Source organism: Herbaspirillum huttiense, from assembly GCF_047300815.1.
GTDB lineage: Bacteria > Pseudomonadota > Gammaproteobacteria > Burkholderiales > Burkholderiaceae_D > Herbaspirillum > Herbaspirillum huttiense_A.
On sequence record NZ_CP178608.1, the window covers coordinates 1199809 to 1217316 of the forward strand.

Here is a 17508-nt window from a genome sequence, read left to right on the forward strand (position 1 = left end):
GCACACCATGAGAAGCATTGTCATCCTGATTTCCGGACGAGGCAGCAATATGGAAGCCATCGTCCGTGCTGCACAGGCCGAGCGGTGGCCTGCCCGAATCGCCGCCGTCATCAGCAACCGCGCCGACGCCAGCGGCCTCGAATTCGCCGCCAGCCACGGCATCGCCACGGCCGTCGTGGCCAACCGCGACTATCCCACGCGCGACCAGTTCGATGCCGCCCTGCGCGAGCAGATCGACGCGTTCGCGCCGGACCTGGTGGTGCTGGCCGGCTTCATGCGGATCCTGACGGCGCCGTTCGTCAATCATTACCAGGGCCGCATGCTCAATATCCACCCGTCGCTGTTGCCCAGTTTCCCGGGGCTGGCGACGCACCGCCAGGCACTGGCGGCCGGCGTGAAGCTGCACGGCGCGACCGTGCATTTCGTCACGCCCGACCTTGACCACGGCCCCATCGTGGCCCAGGCCGCCGTGCCGGTGCTGGAAGAGGACAGCGAGGAGACGCTCGCCGAGCGTGTCCTGGAACAGGAACATGTGATCTATCCGCGCGCCGTGCGCTGGTTCGTGCAAGGCCGCCTGGCACTGGACGGTAGCCGCGTGCGCCTGGCCGCCGAAGCCTGAGCGCAGACGGCCAGAGGCCGCCGCGCAACCCTTATCTTGAATTGAATTGAATCTGAAGGACCTAGCATGAGATTGCCTCCCGCGATCATTCCCCATACCGAAGAACTGCTGCGCGAAGTGCTGCGCTTCACCGGCCCGGCCGACGTCACCCTGTCGCGCTACTTCCGCGACAATCCGCGACTGGGCAGCCGTGAGCGCGGCGTGATCGCTGAAGCGGTCTACGGCCTGCTGCGCAACAAGACGGTCCTGACCAACTTCGCCGAATCGGGCAGTGGCCCGATGATGCGCCGCCTGGCCCTGCTGGGCCTGGCCGATGCGGTCGGTGCCGAATCCATCGCCGGCCTGCAGGAAGGCGAAGCCGAGTGGCTGGAGCGCGTGGCCCAGATCGACCGCACCCAGCTGGCCCCCCAGATGCGCAGCAACCTGCCGCCCTGGCTGTGGGAAAAGCTGGTCGCCCGCATGGGCGAGGAAGCCACCCTGCAACTGGCCGATGCCATGAACCGTCCGGCACCGCTGGACCTGCGCGTCAATGCCTTGAAGGCTGACCGCGATACCGTCATCGCCGAACTGGCCAAGGCCCCGGTGGCCTGCGAACCGACCCCGTATTCCCCGTTGGGCCTGCGCGTGTTCAAGAAGCCGGCCCTGCAGAACCTGCCGCTGTTCAAGGACGGTGCCATCGAAGTGCAGGATGAAGGCAGCCAGCTGCTGGCCCAGATCGTCGGTGCCAAGCGCGGCGAGATGGTGGTCGACTTCTGTGCCGGTGCCGGTGGCAAGACCCTGGCACTGGGCGCGCTGATGCGCAATACCGGCCGCCTGTATGCCTTCGACGTGTCCGAAAAGCGCCTGGCCAAGCTGAAACCCCGCCTGGCGCGCAGTGGCCTGTCCAACGTGCATCCGGTGGTGATCGCCCACGAGAACGACGCCAAGGTCAAGCGCCTGGCTGGCAAGCTCGATCGCGTGCTGGTGGATGCACCGTGCAGCGGCCTGGGCACCCTGCGCCGCAATCCCGACATGAAGTGGCGCCAGAGCGTGGAAACGCTTACCGAGATGCGCGCCAAGCAAGGCTCGATTCTCGCCAGTGCCGCGCGCCTGGTGCGTCCGGGCGGTCGCCTGGTGTACGGCACCTGCAGCTTCCTGGAAGAAGAGAACGATGAAGTCATCGCCGAATTCCTGGCCTCGCACCCCGACTTCACGCTGCGTCCCATGAGCGAAGTGCTGGCCGAGCAGAAGATTGCGCTGGATACCGGCGACTACCTGAAACTGCTGCCGCACCAGCACCAGACTGACGGTTTCTTCGCGGCCGTCCTGGAGCGCCGCGCCGCTGCATGATGCGCCGGCGCTTGCTGCCTTGCCTGGCCGCCAGCCTGATGGCAGCGGCCGCTCCCGGCCTGCAGGCCGGGGAGGCGCTGCCGCCACCGCCGGTGATGGCAGCGCAGGGCACGGTGCAAACCGCCTTTGCACCCTGGGATGACATTGAGGCGTTGATTGTCGGCCAGCTTCACGCCGCCCAGCGCCAGATCCTGATGCAAGCCTATCTGCTCACCAGCCGTCCGATTACCGAGGCACTGGTGGCCGCCCGCAAGCGCGGCATCGACGTGCGCGTGCTGATGGATGCCGGCCAGCTCGACAAGAATTCCGAAGACCGCCTGCGCCAGCTGCGCGCGGCCGGCATTCCGGTCTGGCTGGAAACCGATTACCGCAATGCCCACAACAAGGTCATCATCATCGATGCAGCCTTGCCGACGGCCACCGTCATCACGGGCAGCTACAACTTCACCTGGTCGGCCCAGCACAAGAATGCCGAGAACGTGCTCATCCTCGGCAAGAACCCGCCACTGGCTGCACGCTACGCCAGCAACTGGCAGCGCCACCGCCAGGATGCCCAGGCGGCACCCTGATTTGCCCTGATTCTTCACCCGGCCAGCCATGACCGATCATTTCCTTTCCCTCTTCACCGATATCAGCACCGTCGACCTGCTGCGCCAGCTGGTGGTCATTGCACTCTGCCTGCTGGGCGGCATCGGCCTCTCGCGCTGGCTGCGCGCGCGCTTCGTGCTGCCGGCCGATGGCGAGGAGCAGTCGCTGGTGATGCAGATCGGCGTCAAGAGCTTCGCCCGCGTGCTCTCGCCGCTGCTGGCCCTGGGCCTGCTCACGGGTGCCTATTACATCCTCAAGCGCGGCCACCATGCCGTCACGCTCTGGGAAATCATGTTTCCCCTGACCATCGCCCAGGTGGCGATGCGTTTCGTTTTCTACGTATTGCGCGGCATCTTCGTGAAGGATGCGACCGTCGGTGCACTGCTGCACCTGTCGGAAAAGGTCATCGCGCTGCTGGTCTGGCTGTGCGTGGTGCTGTGGATTACCGGCTTGTGGCCGGATTTCGTCGACTATCTGGATACCACGACCTTCCCGCTGGCGCGCCACAAGGTGTCCTTGTTGACGATGTTGCAAGGTGCCGCCTCGGTGCTGGTCACGCTCATCATTGCCCTGTGGATAGGAACGGTGGTGGAAAACCGCCTGATGAAGTTCAGCGGCATGCATTCCTCGCTGCGCACCGTGGTGGCGCGCATGATGCGGGCCTTGCTGATCCTGATCGCTTTTTTGGTCAGCCTGTCGCTGGTCGGCATTGACCTCACGGTGCTATCAGTCTTCGGTGGCGCGCTGGGCGTGGGTATCGGCCTGGGCTTGCAGAAGATTGCCAGCAGCTATGTCTCCGGCTTCGTGATCCTGCTGGAGCGCAGCATGGTGATCGGCGACATGGTGGCTGTGGAGAAATACTTCGGCAAGGTCACCCAGATCAATACCCGCTACACCATCCTCGAAGGGCTGGACGGGATCGAATCGGTGTTGCCCAATGAACTTTTTGTCTCCAATCCGGTACAAAACTATTCCTTGACCCATCGCATTGTACGTTTGGCTACACAGCTTACAATTCTGTACCAGGACGATGTGGAAACGGTCTTGTCCATCATGGAACAGGCCGCACTTGGGGTACAGCGGGTCTCCCAGCAGACCGCCCCGCAAGCTTTGCTGATCAAGATCGGCGCCGACGGGCTGGAGCTGGAACTGGGATTCTGGATCACCGACCCCGAAAATGGACGGCTCAATGTGTTGTCCGACGTCAATCGCGCCATCTGGGCTGCCTTCAAGCAACACGGCATCCAGGTGGCCCATCCCAAGCGCGACATCCGGATCATGGATGAGCGCAGCTTCCGCCAAAGTACGCGCCAGGAAATTCCTGATGGCCCAGAGTCGCAGAATTCGCGTACAATGCCCGGCAATTAAAAGAAAATAAAACCATTTTCACGGAACAAGTAATAATCCTGTTTTGTAGTCCGATAGTTGTTTTCTATTTGGAGTTGTACTGATGACCCTTGATGCGATCCTCGACTTTGTTGCCAACGGCTTGCTGCACGCGTCCGGTTGGCAGATTGTCATTTACACACTGGTGATGACCCACATCACCATCGTGGGCGTGACTCTCTACCTGCATCGTTGCCAGGCGCATCGCGCGCTCGAATTGCACGCGATCCCCAGCCACTTCTTCCGTCTCTGGCTGTGGATGACCACCGGCATGGTGACCAAGGAATGGGCCGCCATCCACCGCAAGCACCACGCCAAGTGCGAGACCGAAGAAGATCCGCACAGCCCGCAGACCCGCGGCATCAACAAGGTGATGTGGCAGGGTGCCGAGCTGTACCGCGTTGAATCCAAGAACGCCGAGACCATGGAGAAGTTCGGTCACGGTACCCCGGATGACTGGATTGAGCACAACATCTACAGCAAGTACGGCTGGCAGGGTGTGGGCATCATGCTGATCATCGACGTGCTGCTCTTCGGCGCCATCGGCCTGACCGTGTGGGCCGTGCAGATGGCCTGGATCCCGTTCTGGGCGGCTGGCGTGGTCAATGGTCTGGGCCACTTCTGGGGCTATCGCAACTACGATTGCAACGATGCAGCGACCAACCTGTTCCCGATCGGCATCATCATCGGCGGCGAGGAAATGCACAACAATCACCACACCTTCGGCACCTCGGCCAAGTTCTCGGCCAAGTGGTACGAATTCGACATCGGCTGGATGTACATTCGCATCCTGGAGACCTTCGGCCTGGCCAAGGTCAAGAAGGTGGCGCCGGTGCCCAAGTTCGACAGCCAGAAATCGGTGATCGACTTCGATACCCTGCAATCCGTGATCGCCAACCGCTACGACGTCACCGCCAAGTACGCCCGCTCGCTCAAGAGCGCCTGGAAGGATGAGCTGGATCACCTGATCGAGAAGGCGCAGCTGGAATCGCGCTTCCTGAAGTCCTCCAAGAAGCTGTTGCAACGTGAGCCGGCCCGTCTGGAAGATGGCCAGAAGCAGCAACTGTCGGAACTGTTTGCCCACAGCAAGGCTCTGCAGACCATGCATGAGATGCGCATCGAACTGAGCGCCATCTGGGAGCGTTCGCACTCGACCCGCGAACAGCTGCTGCAGCAACTGCAGGACTGGTGCACCCGCGCCGAAGCCTCTGGCGTGAAGGCCCTGCGTGACTTCGCCCTGCGCCTGCGCAGCTACGCCTGATCTTCGCTGGCTGACCCGGTTGAAACCGGGAGATGAATAAAAAATCCCCGCAGAGTGATCTGCGGGGATTTTTCTTTGGGCGCCCGAACGGGGCTCATGAAGTTTTCTTCCCGGACGGCTCGGCCTGCGCGCATCGGTGGCAATCCATGCCGGCCCAGGCAAGCAACCACAGGCAATAAAAAACCCGCAGAGTGTTCTGCGGGTTTTTCATAGTGAGACCGGGATCAATTACTTGATCTTGGTTTCCTTGTATTCCACGTGCTTGCGTGCCTTGGGATCGAACTTCATGATGCTGATCTTTTCGGGCGTAGTACGCTTGTTCTTGGTGGTGGTGTAGAAGTGACCAGTACCTGCGGTCGACTCCAGTTTGATTTTGTCGCGGCCGGATTTCGCCATGATAGATTTCCTTTACTCTGCTAATTAGACTTTTTCGCCACGAGCACGCAGATCGGCCAGAACGGCATCGATGCCGATCTTGTCGATCACGCGCAGGCCGGCGTTGGACAAACGCAGCGAAACCCAGCGGTTCTCGGATTCGACGAAAATGCGGCGGTTCTGCAGGTTGGGCAGGAAACGACGCTTGGTCTTGTTGTTTGCATGGGAAACGTTGTTGCCGACCATCGGCCCCTTCCCGGTGACTTGGCAGACACGTGCCATGTGAGACTCCTTAAAAATTTCCGAATTTGGGAAAAACGAGAGTATATGGAAAAAACTCAGGTTTTTCAATGACTTGCAGAAAACAATTGTGTCTTCGTTGGTCTCGGTGATTTAACAATTGCGGAAACATTCAGTCCGCAGCCCGGCCCCGGAACTACTCTCCCCAGTCCTGGCAAGGGTTTGCGGCCGATTCGCGGGGCCGGGCATCAGACCTTGGCATGGTCGGCAAAGGAGTATAGGCGTGTCCCGGCCACCACGACATGGTCCAGCAACTCGACGTCAATGAGGTCCAAGGCCTGCTTGAGCGTGCGGGTCAGGGCCAGGTCCGCCTCGCTGGGCCGCGGATCGCCCGAGGGGTGATTGTGGGCGACGATGACCGAGGCCGCATTGTGGCGCAGCGCGGCCTTGACTACTTCACGCGGATAGACCGTCGTATGGTTCAGCGAGCCTCTGAACATTTCTTCGGTAGCCAATAGCTGGTTGCGCATGTTCAGGAAGACGGCGACGAAACATTCATGTTCCTTGCCGGCGAAGATCAGCTTCAGGTATTCGCCCACGGCACGGGTGGAGTTGAGCGCGGACTCCTGCTTCAGGTTGCCGTTGATGGCACGTTTGGCCAGTTCCAGGGAGGCCCATATCTGTGCACATTTGGCCGGGCCCAGGCCATTGCCCAGGCGAGGATCGCGCTGGACCGCATTGCACAGGGCCCCGAGCGAGCCGAATCGCTGCAGCACATCCATGGCCAGCTCCATCACGCTTTTGCCGGGCGTGCCCACGCGCAGGAAGATGGCCAGTAACTCTGCATCGGAGAGGGCGGCCGGGCCCAGCTCCAGCAAGCGTTCGCGTGGCCGCTGTTCTTTGGGCCAATCCAAGAGGGTCATGGTCATGATGTGAATCTCCTTTGACTTGAGAGGGGAAAACGCTGGCGACCCCGCCCGAGGATCGCGCCGAAAAGAACGTCCGGACCGCCGCAGTCCGCTTGCGCCGGCGCAAGGAAAGGCAGGATGCTGCATCCTGCGGCGTGCCGTGATGAAGCTGGCGGCGGCGCATCGGGCCAACGTGGCTTACAATAGCGGGCTGTTGTGCAGATTCCGGTATTGCTGCCGGTTCTCTGCCCGTATTTCAGCCCGTATTCAGCCCGCCTCCAGCCATGTCCAGCCCAACCGTCCCCGTCGTCACCGAAAACGCCTACCTCACCTTGCATTACCGCCTGGCCTCGCTGGAGGGCGAAGACATCGTCAGCACCTTCAACGAAAACCCGGCCACCCTGCAGTTCGGCCAGGGCCAGCTGGCGCCTTTCCTCGAAGCCTGCCTGCTAGGCCTGCCCGAAGGCACGCACCAGACCTTTGAACTGAGCCCGGCCCAGGCTTTCGGCGAGCGCAGCGAAGAGCTGATCCAGCGCATTTCGCGCGCCACGCTGGAAGAGAATTCCTCCATGGATGAGGATTATCGTGTCGGCGACCTGGTCGACTTCGCCGCCCCCGGCGGCGGCCGCTTTGCTGGCATCCTGCGAGCGATCGATGATGATGGCGCAATTTTCGACTTCAATCACCCGCTGGCCGGGCAAACGCTGAAGTTCGAAGTAAAAATCATCGGAATCCTGTAAGAGCCTCGTCATTTGGCGAGTTGGCCCTCGCTATGTTTTGAAGAATCAAGGAAATGACCATGACCATGGAACAAGCCGAATCTGAAATCCTGCTGGCCCAGCCCCGTGGTTTCTGTGCGGGTGTGGACCGCGCCATCGAGATTGTCGAACGTGCGCTGGCGCAGTTTGGCGCGCCCATCTACGTGCGCCATGAAATCGTGCACAACGCCTACGTGGTCAACGACCTGCGGGCCAAGGGCGCGGTCTTCATCGAGGAGCTGGCCGACGTGCCGGCCGGCAATACGGTCATCTTCTCGGCCCATGGCGTGTCCAAGGCGATCCAGGCCGAGGCGGCCGAACGTGGCCTGACGGTGTTCGATGCCACTTGCCCGCTGGTCACGAAAGTGCATATGGAAGTGGCCAAGATGCGCCGCGAAGGCCGCGAGATCATCATGATCGGCCACGCCGGCCACCCCGAGGTCGAAGGCACCATGGGCCAGACCGAGGCCGGCATGCATCTGGTGGAGACGGTGGAAGACGTGCAGCGCCTGCAGGTGGCCGATCCCGACCTGCTGGCCTATGTTTCCCAGACCACGCTGTCGGTCGATGACACGGCCGACATCATCGCCGCCCTGCGCGCGCGCTTCCCGGCCATTGCCGAACCCAAGAAGGGCGACATCTGCTACGCCACCACCAATCGCCAGGAAGCCGTCAAGTTCATGGCCCCGCAGGTGGAGGTGGTCATCGTGGTGGGCAGCCCCAACAGCTCCAACTCCAATCGCCTGCGCGAACTGGCCGAGAAGAAGGGCGTGCCCGCCTTCATGGTCGACAACGCTGCCCTGATCGACCCGCAATGGGTGCAAGGCCGCCAGCGCATCGGGGTCACCGCCGGTGCCTCGGCGCCGGAAGTGCTGGTGCAGGCCGTGATCGATCGCATCAAGGAAATCGGTGCCCGCAGTGTGCGCGTGCTGGACGGTATTGAAGAAAACGTCACCTTCCCCTTGCCCAAGGGCTTGGGTGCCCGCACGCCCTCGGCCGAATCGGCATGAGGCTGAATCAGCCCTGTGACGAAGGGTGAATATTCGGACGAAATCTTGGTCCGGCGTTTGCGCAAAGAGGCCTGCTGATGCAGGCCTTCTTCATTTCCGAGACAGGTGTTGTGAAGTCGCCGACAATTCATTGGTCTTACCGCACTTTCTTCTGTAACAGGCGATTGTTTGTGCTCGATTGTTGGAATCTTCTGCGTATAATTCCGCACCATTATCGACGGACCGCCCAAAAGGCGGCCGAGCGCTAGCCCTCGCCAAAGAGGGCAGGGCGCCGCCAACGCGGCGTCAACCAGAGACGGGAGACATTCATATGCAAGCGCATCTGCCCACCGGCGCCCTCCGGTGCATCCGGCGAAGACCTCCCAGGCGAACGCCCAGCGCGTACGCCACCCATAGCCCAAGCCGCTTGCGCGGCCACAGCGGCTGATTTTCCGTTCATTTCCCCTGCCCGCGAGCGATGCTCGCAAGGAACGCATGCACCCTTTTTATGAAGAGTGATAACGCGATCCCGGGTTTCGGGAACGGATTTTGCTAATCGACATGCTTTCGCGCGGTGTCCGCTTTGGTGCAGACCCACGTGTTTTTCTTGTTTCCATTTAGATCGAAGAGTTATTCATGGACATTTTCATCCAGCAGATCATCAACGGATTGGTGCTAGGCAGCATGTACGCACTGATCGCCCTGGGCTACACCATGGTGTACGGGGTGCTGAACCTGATCAACTTTGCCCACGGCGACATCCTGATGGTGGGCGCCATGGTCGGCCTGTCGATCCTCAAATTGGTGCAGCAGGTCGCGCCTGACCTGCCGGGCATCGTCAAGCTGATCATCGCCATCGTCGGTGCCATTCCGGTGTGCGTGATCGTGAGCTTGCTGATCGAGCGCATCGCTTACCGTCCGCTGCGCAACGCACCGCGCCTGGCGCCGCTGATCACCGCCATCGGCGTGTCGATCCTGCTGCAGACCTTCGCCATGATGATCTGGGGCCGCAGCCCGCTGCCGTTCCCGCAGATCATGCCCTCGACCCCGGTCAACATCGCCGGTGCCCTGATCTCGCCAACCCAGATCATGCTGTTGATCCTGGCCCTGGCCGCGATGATCGGCCTGGTGCTGATCGTGGAGAAGACCAAGATGGGCCGCGCCATGCGCGCCACCGCCGAGAACCCGCGCATCGCCGGTCTGATGGGCGTGGACGCCAATCGCGTCATCATCGTCACCTTCGCCATCGGTGCTGCACTGGCGGCAATCGCCGGTGTGATGTGGGCTGCCAACTATTCCACCGCGCAATTCGCGATGGGCTTCGTGCCGGGCCTGAAGGCCTTCTCGGCCGCGGTGCTGGGTGGTATCGGCAACATCTACGGCGCCATGCTGGGCGGCATCCTGCTGGGCCTGATCGAGAGTCTGGGTGCCGGTTACATCGGCGACCTGACCGGCAACTTCCTGGGCAGCAACTACCAGGACATCTTCGCCTTCATCGTGCTGATCATTGTGCTGACCTTGCGCCCGTCCGGGATCATGGGTGAGCGTGTGGCGGATCGGGCCTGAGTTTTTAAGTTAGTTCATTGTTGAAACTTAGAAACAAAAACTTAGAAATTTAGAAATCAGAACTTAGAAAATCGGAAGAGAACACTATGGCTCTCATGACCTTCGACATGAAGCGCAACCCGCGGCAGGCGCAGTTCAGCCTGCTGGCGCTGTTGGCGCTGATGATCATCTTCCCCATGATCGCCCAGCATTTCGGCAATTCGTGGGTGCGCATCATGGATATGGCGCTGCTCTACATCATGCTGGCCCTGGGCCTGAACGTGGTGGTGGGTTTTGCCGGCCTGCTGGACCTGGGCTACATCGCCTTCTATGCCATCGGTGCGTACACCGCTGGTTTGCTGGCCTCGCCACAGTTCGCGCAGGTGATCGAATCCTTCATCAACACCTATCCGGCCATCGGCAATTTCCTGGTCTGGCTGTGCGGTCCGCAGATCGTGCAGAACGGCATCCACTTGTCGCTGTGGCTGATCGTGCCGATCTCGGGCGTGCTGGCGGCGCTCTTCGGTGCGCTGCTGGGTGCGCCGACCCTGAAGCTGCGCGGTGACTACCTGGCCATCGTGACGCTGGGCTTCGGCGAGATCATCCGTATCTTCATGAACAACCTGAACGCGCCGGTGAACATCACCAACGGTCCGCAGGGCATCAACCTGATCGACCCGATCCGCGTCTTCGGTGTATCGCTGGCCGGTGAACCGGGTTCGGGTTCGATGCTGAAGGTCTTCGGCATGAACCTGCCCTCGGTGAACGCGTACTACTACCTGTTCCTGGTGCTGTGCATCTTCGTGATCTTCTTCTCGAGCCGCCTGCAGGATTCGCGCCTGGGCCGTGCCTGGGTGGCGATCCGTGAAGATGAAATCGCCGCCAAGGCGATGGGCATCAACACCCGCAACGTCAAGCTGCTGGCCTTCGCCATGGGCGCGTCCTTCGGTGGCGTGGCCGGTGCCATGTTCGGTGCCTTCCAGGGCTTCGTCTCGCCGGAATCCTTCTCCCTGACCGAATCCATCGCCGTGCTGGCCATGGTGGTGCTGGGCGGCATTGGCCACATTCCGGGCGTGGTGCTGGGTGGCGTGATCCTGGCCGCGCTGCCGGAAGTGCTGCGCCACGTGGTGGAGCCGCTGCAGATGGCGATCTTCGGCAAGGTCTGGATCGATGCGGAAGTGCTGCGCCAGCTGCTCTATGGCCTGGCCATGGTGATCATCATGCTGACCCGTCCGGCTGGCCTGTGGCCCTCGCCGCGCCATGAAGACCGTCCCGAAGTGGACCACACCAAAGTCGGTACCACCGGCGAAGTCAAAGCTTAATCTGGAGCACAGAACATGACACAAACACTGCTCAAGATCCGTGACGTCAGCAAGCGTTTCGGCGGCCTGCAAGCCTTGAATGGCGTGGGCATCACCATCGAGCGCGGCCAGATCTATGGCCTGATCGGCCCCAACGGCGCCGGCAAGACCACGTTTTTCAATGTCATCACGGGCCTGTACCAACCCGATACCGGCAGCTTCGAACTGGACGGCAAGCCTTATTCGCCGAGCGCCCCGCACGAGGTGGCCAAGGCTGGCATCGCCCGCACCTTCCAGAACATTCGCCTGTTCGGTGAAATGACCGTGCTGGAAAACGTGATGGTCGGTTGCCACGTGCGCACCAAGCAAAATGTTTTCGGTGCCGTGTTCCGCCACAAGGCGGCGCGTGAGGAAGAAGCGGCGATCCGCGCCAAGTCGCAGCAGCTGCTGGACTTCGTGGGCATCGGCCAGTTCGCCAAGCGCACGGCGCGCCATCTGTCGTATGGCGACCAGCGCCGTCTGGAAATCGCGCGCGCCCTGGCGACCGATCCGCAACTGCTGGCCCTGGATGAACCGGCGGCCGGCATGAACGCTACCGAGAAACTGGCCTTGCGCGAGCTGCTGGTGAAAATCCAGGCCGAGGGTAAAACCATTCTGCTGATCGAACACGACGTGAAGCTGATGATGGGCCTGTGCAATCGCATCACGGTGCTGGACTACGGCAAGCCGATTGCCGAAGGCGTGCCGGCTGACGTGCAGAAGAACCCGGCGGTGATCGAGGCCTACCTCGGTGCAGGACATTAAGCGAGACCACAGAACATGACAACGAACATTCTCAAAGTCGACCAACTGAGCGTGGCCTATGGCGGCATCAAGGCCGTCAAGGGCATCAGCCTGGAAGTCAACGACGGTGAACTGGTTACCCTGATCGGCGCCAATGGCGCCGGCAAGACCACCACCCTCAAAGCCATCACCGGCACGCTGCCCAGCAGCAAGGTCGATGGTCACGTGTATTACATGGGCAATCCGTTGAAGGGCAAGAAGTCCTTCGAGCTGGTCAAGGACAAGCTGGCGATGGTGCCCGAAGGCCGTGGCGTATTTACGCGCATGAGCATCCAAGAAAACCTGTTGATGGGTGCCTACACCAGCAATGACAAGGGCCAGATCCAGGCTGACGTGGACCGCTGGTTCGAGGTCTTCCCGCGCCTGAAGGAACGTGCGGCGCAGATGGCGGGTACCTTGTCGGGTGGTGAACAGCAGATGCTGGCGATGGCGCGCGCATTGATGAGCCATCCCAAGCTGCTGTTGCTGGATGAGCCGTCGATGGGCTTGTCGCCGATCATGGTGGAGAAGATCTTTGAAGTGATCCGCAATGTGTCGGCACAGGGGATCACGATCCTGCTGGTGGAACAGAACGCCAAGCTGGCACTGCAGGCGGCGCATCGTGGTTACGTGATGGAGTCGGGCCTGATCACCATGGAAGGGCAGGCGCAGCAGATGCTGGATGATCCGCGGGTGAAGGCGGCTTATCTGGGTGAGGGATAAGGCTATCCATCAATTCGTAAATGATATAAATCATTTGTGAAGTATCGATGTAAAAAAGCGCAGCTTCGGCTGCGCTTTTTTTACGTCATCCGAACACGATGACGCCCCATCAATGAGGCCTTGCCTCACGCCGTCTTGCGTGCCCGCACTTCATTGCGCAGGCTGCGCACCTTGTCATGGTTGGCCAGCACGCCTTGGTACTGGCGTTCGATGACCAGGCGAATATCGGTGGGCAGGTCTTCGCTCAGTGCCTTGCGATAGGCATTGACGGCCGCGTCCTCGCCGCGTTCGCATTCTTCCAGGATGCTCTCGTCATCCCGCCCGGTGATGGCGCTCTTCAGGTTGACCCACTGGCGATGCAAAGTGCCGCCCAGCGTGCTGTGGCTGGCCGGTTCGCCGCCCAGGCGCTGCACCAGGTCCTGCAGGTCCAGCGCTGCCTGCGCACACTCGGTGGCGCGCAGCATGAAGGTTTCCTTGTAGGGGATGTAGCGCTCCTGTGCATCATCGGCACAGGCACGGAAGCCCTTTTCGCCATCGATGGAAATCTGGATCAGGTCGTTCAGGGTGGAAATCAGGTGGTCATTGTTCATGATGCCTTCCTTTCTTTTGGCTTGCCGCCCGTGGCGGCAGCGGGTTGGTCAATGTCTCAATGGACGAAGAAATAGATCAGCACCAGCAGAAAGACCGGTACGCCGCACAGCCATGCCAGGAAATACTTGCCCATGATGTTCTCCTTGTCTCTATAGGGTGAATGGTCAACAGTCGCGTCGCGAGCGGATCAGCCGATCGGCAGAAGCGGGACCGTCGTTGCACATTTCCATCGTAGGACCCCGGCGTGCCTGATTCCATCGGACGGGAGCGCAAGCCCGTGTAGGAGACGGCCGCGCTTTTGCCTGCCGCAAGCGCGACGGTAACGATTGCCTGACCCGCCGCAACACCAATGCCGACAAGGCTTTCCGGTTTGTCCTACAAAACAATCGGCCGCCGTCCTATAGAGCAGAGCAGTAGCCTCTCGCTATCATTTTTCCCATGATGTTCAGCTTCAGAAAGCGGCAGCAAACGCTGCCACTGCAGATGCCGGACATGTCCACGCAAGACCTGCACCGCCCCCTTTGGAACCATGTTGAACCCTTGACCACGAGGAAACGCACCATGAACAAGAAGACGATCACCGGCCAGTTCAACTTTGCCTTGAGCAAGTTCCAGGAAAGCGTCGGATCCGTGCTGGGCAACGTGCAGCTGCAGCGCGCAGCACAGCGCCGCCAGATGGACGGCCGCATCATGCACGCCGTGGGCGAGGCCCAGGACCTGATCAAGCGCTCCCTGCGCCAGCGTGCCGGTTCGCTGTAAAGCGCAGCCTTCACCGCCAACGCAAGGAGAGAGTTGATGAGATTGGCCAAGACATTGTTGTGGGCCGCCGGCATGGCCGGTGTGGCCGTCGGTGCCAGCCTGCGCATGCTGGCGCGTCAGGCACAGCGTCGTGAGCAACGCCAGCAGGATACGGCCTTGCAGCACTGGGAAGACGAGGGCGGCAGCGCCCGTGCGGTGGCGCAGCGTCGCCCCAGGTGATGCAGGGCAATGCCGGCCCATGGCCCTTTGTCCTACACGCCAATCGGGCTGACTCCGATACAAAGCGCAACAAGGCATCGGTATCGTGCACCTGACTCGCCAAGGCAAGTGAGCGAGCGCATCAGCCAGCAGATACCGCGCAAGCAGCACAGTGCAATACAGGAAACAGACCAGGTAATACAAGGCAACACCGCAGCAGGACAGCACCAACGAAGGCGCCGGAATTTGCGTCGAGACAGTCCGCAACCGCCCGGCATGACCAAGAACAAGGGAGGAGATCATGGACAAGCTCGTACTCGGATGGCTTCTGGGTGTGCCGGTGCTGATGCTGATCGTGCTGCAGTACCTGATGTGAGCAACACGTGAGCACGCCTCACCCCGGGTGGCCGGAACAAGCCCGCCGCCCCGATCAAACCGCAACGCATACCAGGAGGCCAAGCATGCAAGCCAACAAATTCAAGACCGCCCGTACCGACGTGCAATCCCTGCTGCAGCAAGCGCAGGACATGTTCGCCGAAGCCACCAGCGCCACCGGCAAGAAAGCCGATGACCTGCGCGCCGGCGCCCAGGAACTGCTGGAGCAGGCCCTCAACACCGCCCAGGACGCTCAGGCTGCGGTGGTCGAGACCGGTCGCCAGATCGTCACCAGCACTGACGACTACGTGCAGTCCAATCCGTGGCGCGCCATTGCCATCGGCACCGGTATCGGCCTGCTGGTTGGCCTGGCCGTGGGCCGCAGCGCAGACCGCTACTGAGCACAAGCATTTTCCCGGAACCCGGTGCCGCCTTCGGGTGCGGCCGGATCCAGCCAGGCGCGCGGCTGCCCGCCAGACCGCAGCGCATTAGTCAAGAAACCGGAGAGAAGGAATGACCATGACCAAGAATCCACCGAAGACCGACGTCAAGAGCAAGCAAAGCTTCCACCTCGACAAGGATGCCATTCGCGCCGCCGCCAAGAAGATCGATGATGGCGCCGTCACCGAAGGCTATCGCGGCAACCGCGAGGAGGTCGTGGCGATGTTGAATGATGCCCTGGCCACCGAGCTGCTGTGCGTGATGCGCTACAAGCGCCACTACTACACTGCCAAGGGCCTGAACGTGGAAGCGATCAAGGGCGAATTCCTGGCGCACGCACAGGAAGAACAGAGCCACGCCGACCAGATTGCCGAGCGCATCGTGCAATTGAATGGCGAGCCGGATTTCAATCCCAAGACCATCGCCGAGCGCAGCCATGCGCAGTACGACGAATCTGAAGACATCAAGGACATGATCCGCGCCAACCTGGTGGAAGAGCGTGTGGCCATCGAAGCCTATCGCCAGATGATCGAGCGCATCGGCGACGACGATCCGACCACCAAGCACCTGCTGATCCAGATCATGGCGCAGGAAGAAGAGCACGCCGATGACATGAGCGATCTGCTGGGCCTGTAAGCCGCAGCAGCGAGCCTCTGGAGCAGAAGACCATTCCGGGAATTCTTTCCCCAACCGTCACAAGGAGATCGACATGAACTGGGACATCGTTGAAGGCAACTGGAAGCAATTCAAGGGCAAGGCCAAGGAACAGTGGGGCAAGTTGACCGATGATGATCTCGACGTCATCGCCGGCAAGCGCGACCAGCTGGCCGGCCGCGTGCAGGAAGCCTACGGCGTGAGCAAGGACGAAGCCGAAAAGCAGATCCGCGACTGGGAAGACCGCAACAAGGATTGGCGCCAGTAAGCATCGCTGAGGCGAAGGCGCAGTCCGGCCGCAGGCGCGCAGTCCCTGCGGCGGGACGAGCAGATGTTGGAGTGTGTGAGTGTGAGTGTGAGTGAGTGAAAGTGCAGGACGCAGGCCGGTCACCATGCCGGCCTGCATAAGAATACGGCCCCAGGCCGCAACCCAAGCAAACCATGAGGAAGGACACAATGAAAAAAATCATCGCAACCATGATCTTCGGCGCAGCCGCTATCGGCATGCATGGCGCAGTCTTCGCAGCCGATCCGGCGGCGGCCCAGTACAAGGCCGACAAGTCCAAGGCTGATGCCGACTACAAGATGGCCAAGAAGAAGTGCGGTCCTTTGAAGGGCAACGACCAGGACGTCTGCGAGAAGGAAGCCAAGGCCGCGCACGAATCGGCCGTCGCTGACGCCAAGGCCAAGCGCAAGGGCGTGGAAGCCGACAAGGACGCCATGAAGGACAAGAACGACGCCAACTATGACGTCGCCAAGGAAAAGTGCGACGCCATGAGCGGTGACGCCAAGGACAAGTGTGTGGCCAATGCCAAGGCCAAGTACGGCAAGTAATGCCGTGCAGCGCGCTTGAGCGCAACTGCAACTGATTCGTGCCGGGCCAGCGGCCCGGGCGGATCGGCCGCAAAAATCGTTATCCCGTTCCTGTCGCAGTCACCCGATTGCGCAACACAACTCAAAGGAGTTTCATCATGTCGCTGACCAAAATGTCCCTGACCAAGCGTTTCCTCGGTTTCTTCCTGGCCCTGTTCATGGTTTCCCTGGTGGGCTGCGCATCGAGCCCGGGCAAGGAAGGCACCGGCGAATACGTCGATGATGCCGTCATCACCACCAAGGTGAAGGCCGCCATCTTCAACGAGCCGAACCTGAAGTCCTCGGAAATCAACGTCGAAACCTACAAGGGCGTGGTCCAGCTCTCCGGTTTCGTCTCCAGCTCGACCTCGGCTGCTCGTGCTACCGAACTGGCCCGTGGCGTCAAGGGTGTGGTCTCGGTGCGTAATGACCTGCGCCTGAAGCAGTAAGGCGGGGAACTTGCAAGCGCGTGTCCGGTCTGTTGACCGGTCCGCGCTTTGCCTGCTTGTGGACTTGCCGCTTGCAAAGCGCATCGAGACGATCCGGTGCGTTTCGCAAGAAGACAGGTCAGGGCCTGTCAGGTATAGTTGGAACCCGTTGCTGCCGGGCAGGTGCAGGCCGCCGGCCTGCCAGGACAGGGAGGCAGCGATGATCGCCGTAAGCCGCACAAGGATCGTGTACAGATTGCTGTACGGAATCATGTGCAGCATCCGGTGCAGAATCGAGTACAAACATAAAACAGGTCCAAGCAGCGCCCACGGCGCTGAAGTTACAATTCACCGCTCAAAAATGCC

Annotated in this window: 22 protein-coding genes; 18 read left to right on the forward strand and 4 right to left on the reverse strand. The window is 61.0% G+C overall.

Features of this window, described 5'->3' with window-relative positions; translation table 11 throughout:
* Positions 1 to 7: 7 nt before the first annotated feature.
* The 5 genes from purN to ACLRDN_RS05525 all read left to right on the forward strand — a co-directional run bounded on the left by purN (position 8) and on the right by ACLRDN_RS05525 (position 5183).
* Positions 8 to 619, forward strand: a complete 612-nt coding sequence (purN, locus tag ACLRDN_RS05505) for a phosphoribosylglycinamide formyltransferase (RefSeq protein ID WP_413459312.1) — start codon at positions 8 to 10, stop codon at positions 617 to 619.
* Positions 620 to 685: 66 nt separating this feature from the next.
* Entirely contained in the window at positions 686 to 1948 is a 1263-nt protein-coding gene (locus tag ACLRDN_RS05510) for an RsmB/NOP family class I SAM-dependent RNA methyltransferase (RefSeq protein ID WP_413459313.1), read from the forward strand.
* On the forward strand, positions 1945 to 2517 hold the full coding sequence (locus ACLRDN_RS05515) for a phospholipase D family protein (protein WP_413459314.1): 573 nt from the start codon (positions 1945 to 1947) through the stop codon (positions 2515 to 2517). The genes ACLRDN_RS05510 and ACLRDN_RS05515 overlap by 4 nt, the downstream gene beginning before the upstream one ends.
* Before the next feature lie 28 nt (positions 2518 to 2545).
* Complete coding sequence (locus ACLRDN_RS05520; protein ID WP_413459315.1) at positions 2546 to 3904, forward strand: mechanosensitive ion channel family protein; 1359 nt, start codon at positions 2546 to 2548, stop codon at positions 3902 to 3904.
* Between the two features lie 82 nt (positions 3905 to 3986).
* Positions 3987 to 5183: a fatty acid desaturase gene (locus tag ACLRDN_RS05525; protein WP_413459316.1), complete on the forward strand. Its 1197-nt coding sequence runs from the start codon at positions 3987 to 3989 to the stop codon at positions 5181 to 5183.
* 228 nt (positions 5184 to 5411) lie between these two features.
* Here the strand turns inward: ACLRDN_RS05525 and rpmG are convergent, their stop codons facing one another.
* The 3 genes from rpmG to radC all read right to left on the reverse strand — a co-directional run bounded on the left by rpmG (position 5412) and on the right by radC (position 6721).
* Positions 5412 to 5579 (reverse strand): 50S ribosomal protein L33, encoded by a 168-nt coding sequence (gene rpmG / locus ACLRDN_RS05530; RefSeq protein ID WP_006463731.1) that lies wholly within the window; start codon positions 5577 to 5579, stop codon positions 5412 to 5414.
* A gap of 24 nt (positions 5580 to 5603) precedes the next feature.
* Positions 5604 to 5840: a 50S ribosomal protein L28 gene (gene rpmB, locus ACLRDN_RS05535; protein ID WP_006463730.1), complete on the reverse strand. Its 237-nt coding sequence runs from the start codon at positions 5838 to 5840 to the stop codon at positions 5604 to 5606.
* Between the two features lie 206 nt (positions 5841 to 6046).
* The gene (gene radC / locus ACLRDN_RS05540) at positions 6047 to 6721 is read right to left on the reverse strand and encodes a RadC family protein (protein ID WP_413460349.1); all 675 of its coding nucleotides are present in this window, start codon (positions 6719 to 6721) and stop codon (positions 6047 to 6049) included.
* A gap of 269 nt (positions 6722 to 6990) precedes the next feature.
* On the opposite strand from radC, the gene ACLRDN_RS05545 reads away from it, so the two are divergent.
* From ACLRDN_RS05545 to ACLRDN_RS05570, 6 genes are all read left to right on the forward strand, one after another.
* Positions 6991 to 7446, forward strand: a complete 456-nt coding sequence (locus tag ACLRDN_RS05545) for an FKBP-type peptidyl-prolyl cis-trans isomerase (RefSeq protein WP_413459317.1) — start codon at positions 6991 to 6993, stop codon at positions 7444 to 7446.
* A gap of 59 nt (positions 7447 to 7505) precedes the next feature.
* Positions 7506 to 8474: a 4-hydroxy-3-methylbut-2-enyl diphosphate reductase gene (gene ispH, locus ACLRDN_RS05550; RefSeq protein ID WP_413459318.1), complete on the forward strand. Its 969-nt coding sequence runs from the start codon at positions 7506 to 7508 to the stop codon at positions 8472 to 8474.
* Positions 8475 to 9089: 615 nt separating this feature from the next.
* On the forward strand, positions 9090 to 10019 hold the full coding sequence (locus tag ACLRDN_RS05555) for a branched-chain amino acid ABC transporter permease (RefSeq protein ID WP_034338197.1): 930 nt from the start codon (positions 9090 to 9092) through the stop codon (positions 10017 to 10019).
* A gap of 86 nt (positions 10020 to 10105) precedes the next feature.
* Positions 10106 to 11320 (forward strand): ABC transporter permease subunit, encoded by a 1215-nt coding sequence (locus ACLRDN_RS05560; RefSeq protein ID WP_413459319.1) that lies wholly within the window; start codon positions 10106 to 10108, stop codon positions 11318 to 11320.
* A gap of 15 nt (positions 11321 to 11335) precedes the next feature.
* Positions 11336 to 12103: an ABC transporter ATP-binding protein gene (locus tag ACLRDN_RS05565; RefSeq protein ID WP_413458588.1), complete on the forward strand. Its 768-nt coding sequence runs from the start codon at positions 11336 to 11338 to the stop codon at positions 12101 to 12103.
* A gap of 15 nt (positions 12104 to 12118) precedes the next feature.
* Entirely contained in the window at positions 12119 to 12844 is a 726-nt protein-coding gene (locus tag ACLRDN_RS05570) for an ABC transporter ATP-binding protein (protein ID WP_034331852.1), read from the forward strand.
* Positions 12845 to 12969: 125 nt separating this feature from the next.
* Here the strand turns inward: ACLRDN_RS05570 and ACLRDN_RS05575 are convergent, their stop codons facing one another.
* Positions 12970 to 13434, reverse strand: coding sequence for a PA2169 family four-helix-bundle protein (locus ACLRDN_RS05575; protein WP_088757289.1), 465 nt, complete (start codon positions 13432 to 13434; stop codon positions 12970 to 12972).
* 562 nt (positions 13435 to 13996) lie between these two features.
* Here ACLRDN_RS05575 and ACLRDN_RS05580 point away from each other — a divergent pair.
* The 7 genes from ACLRDN_RS05580 (at position 13997) to ACLRDN_RS05610 (ending at position 17163) form a co-directional block, all read left to right on the forward strand.
* Positions 13997 to 14194, forward strand: a complete 198-nt coding sequence (locus tag ACLRDN_RS05580; protein WP_413459320.1) for a CsbD family protein — start codon at positions 13997 to 13999, stop codon at positions 14192 to 14194.
* A gap of 36 nt (positions 14195 to 14230) precedes the next feature.
* Complete coding sequence (locus tag ACLRDN_RS05585; protein WP_413459321.1) at positions 14231 to 14413, forward strand: hypothetical protein; 183 nt, start codon at positions 14231 to 14233, stop codon at positions 14411 to 14413.
* Between the two features lie 440 nt (positions 14414 to 14853).
* Entirely contained in the window at positions 14854 to 15168 is a 315-nt protein-coding gene (locus tag ACLRDN_RS05590; protein ID WP_413459322.1) for a DUF883 family protein, read from the forward strand.
* A gap of 112 nt (positions 15169 to 15280) precedes the next feature.
* A complete protein-coding gene (locus tag ACLRDN_RS05595) occupies positions 15281 to 15844 on the forward strand; it encodes a ferritin-like domain-containing protein (protein WP_034338218.1) in 564 nt (187 codons plus the stop codon).
* Between the two features lie 73 nt (positions 15845 to 15917).
* Positions 15918 to 16130, forward strand: coding sequence for a CsbD family protein (locus ACLRDN_RS05600; protein WP_058894511.1), 213 nt, complete (start codon positions 15918 to 15920; stop codon positions 16128 to 16130).
* A 188-nt stretch (positions 16131 to 16318) separates the two neighbouring features.
* Positions 16319 to 16696, forward strand: coding sequence for a cell envelope biogenesis protein TolA (locus ACLRDN_RS05605; RefSeq protein ID WP_413459323.1), 378 nt, complete (start codon positions 16319 to 16321; stop codon positions 16694 to 16696).
* Positions 16697 to 16833: 137 nt separating this feature from the next.
* Positions 16834 to 17163, forward strand: a complete 330-nt coding sequence (locus tag ACLRDN_RS05610; RefSeq protein WP_006464714.1) for a BON domain-containing protein — start codon at positions 16834 to 16836, stop codon at positions 17161 to 17163.
* The last annotated feature ends 345 nt before the right edge of the window (positions 17164 to 17508 follow it).

Excerpts from the sequence above, each read along its gene's own strand:
- purN (WP_413459312.1), top strand. The coding sequence starts at position 8 with ATGAGAAGCATTGTCATCCTGATTTCCGGACGAGGCAGCAATATGGAA.
- ACLRDN_RS05510 (WP_413459313.1), top strand. The coding sequence starts at position 686 with ATGAGATTGCCTCCCGCGATCATTCCCCATACCGAAGAACTGCTGCGC.
- ACLRDN_RS05515 (WP_413459314.1), top strand. The coding sequence starts at position 1,945 with ATGATGCGCCGGCGCTTGCTGCCTTGCCTGGCCGCCAGCCTGATGGCA.
- ACLRDN_RS05520 (WP_413459315.1), top strand. The coding sequence starts at position 2,546 with ATGACCGATCATTTCCTTTCCCTCTTCACCGATATCAGCACCGTCGAC.
- ACLRDN_RS05525 (WP_413459316.1), top strand. The coding sequence starts at position 3,987 with ATGACCCTTGATGCGATCCTCGACTTTGTTGCCAACGGCTTGCTGCAC.
- rpmG (WP_006463731.1), bottom strand. The coding sequence starts at position 5,579 with ATGGCGAAATCCGGCCGCGACAAAATCAAACTGGAGTCGACCGCAGGT.
- rpmB (WP_006463730.1), bottom strand. The coding sequence starts at position 5,840 with ATGGCACGTGTCTGCCAAGTCACCGGGAAGGGGCCGATGGTCGGCAAC.
- radC (WP_413460349.1), bottom strand. The coding sequence starts at position 6,721 with ATGACCCTCTTGGATTGGCCCAAAGAACAGCGGCCACGCGAACGCTTG.
- ACLRDN_RS05545 (WP_413459317.1), top strand. The coding sequence starts at position 6,991 with ATGTCCAGCCCAACCGTCCCCGTCGTCACCGAAAACGCCTACCTCACC.
- ispH (WP_413459318.1), top strand. The coding sequence starts at position 7,506 with ATGACCATGGAACAAGCCGAATCTGAAATCCTGCTGGCCCAGCCCCGT.
- ACLRDN_RS05555 (WP_034338197.1), top strand. The coding sequence starts at position 9,090 with ATGGACATTTTCATCCAGCAGATCATCAACGGATTGGTGCTAGGCAGC.
- ACLRDN_RS05560 (WP_413459319.1), top strand. The coding sequence starts at position 10,106 with ATGGCTCTCATGACCTTCGACATGAAGCGCAACCCGCGGCAGGCGCAG.
- ACLRDN_RS05565 (WP_413458588.1), top strand. The coding sequence starts at position 11,336 with ATGACACAAACACTGCTCAAGATCCGTGACGTCAGCAAGCGTTTCGGC.
- ACLRDN_RS05570 (WP_034331852.1), top strand. The coding sequence starts at position 12,119 with ATGACAACGAACATTCTCAAAGTCGACCAACTGAGCGTGGCCTATGGC.
- ACLRDN_RS05575 (WP_088757289.1), bottom strand. The coding sequence starts at position 13,434 with ATGAACAATGACCACCTGATTTCCACCCTGAACGACCTGATCCAGATT.
- ACLRDN_RS05580 (WP_413459320.1), top strand. The coding sequence starts at position 13,997 with ATGAACAAGAAGACGATCACCGGCCAGTTCAACTTTGCCTTGAGCAAG.
- ACLRDN_RS05585 (WP_413459321.1), top strand. The coding sequence starts at position 14,231 with ATGAGATTGGCCAAGACATTGTTGTGGGCCGCCGGCATGGCCGGTGTG.
- ACLRDN_RS05590 (WP_413459322.1), top strand. The coding sequence starts at position 14,854 with ATGCAAGCCAACAAATTCAAGACCGCCCGTACCGACGTGCAATCCCTG.
- ACLRDN_RS05595 (WP_034338218.1), top strand. The coding sequence starts at position 15,281 with ATGACCATGACCAAGAATCCACCGAAGACCGACGTCAAGAGCAAGCAA.
- ACLRDN_RS05600 (WP_058894511.1), top strand. The coding sequence starts at position 15,918 with ATGAACTGGGACATCGTTGAAGGCAACTGGAAGCAATTCAAGGGCAAG.
- ACLRDN_RS05605 (WP_413459323.1), top strand. The coding sequence starts at position 16,319 with ATGAAAAAAATCATCGCAACCATGATCTTCGGCGCAGCCGCTATCGGC.
- ACLRDN_RS05610 (WP_006464714.1), top strand. The coding sequence starts at position 16,834 with ATGTCGCTGACCAAAATGTCCCTGACCAAGCGTTTCCTCGGTTTCTTC.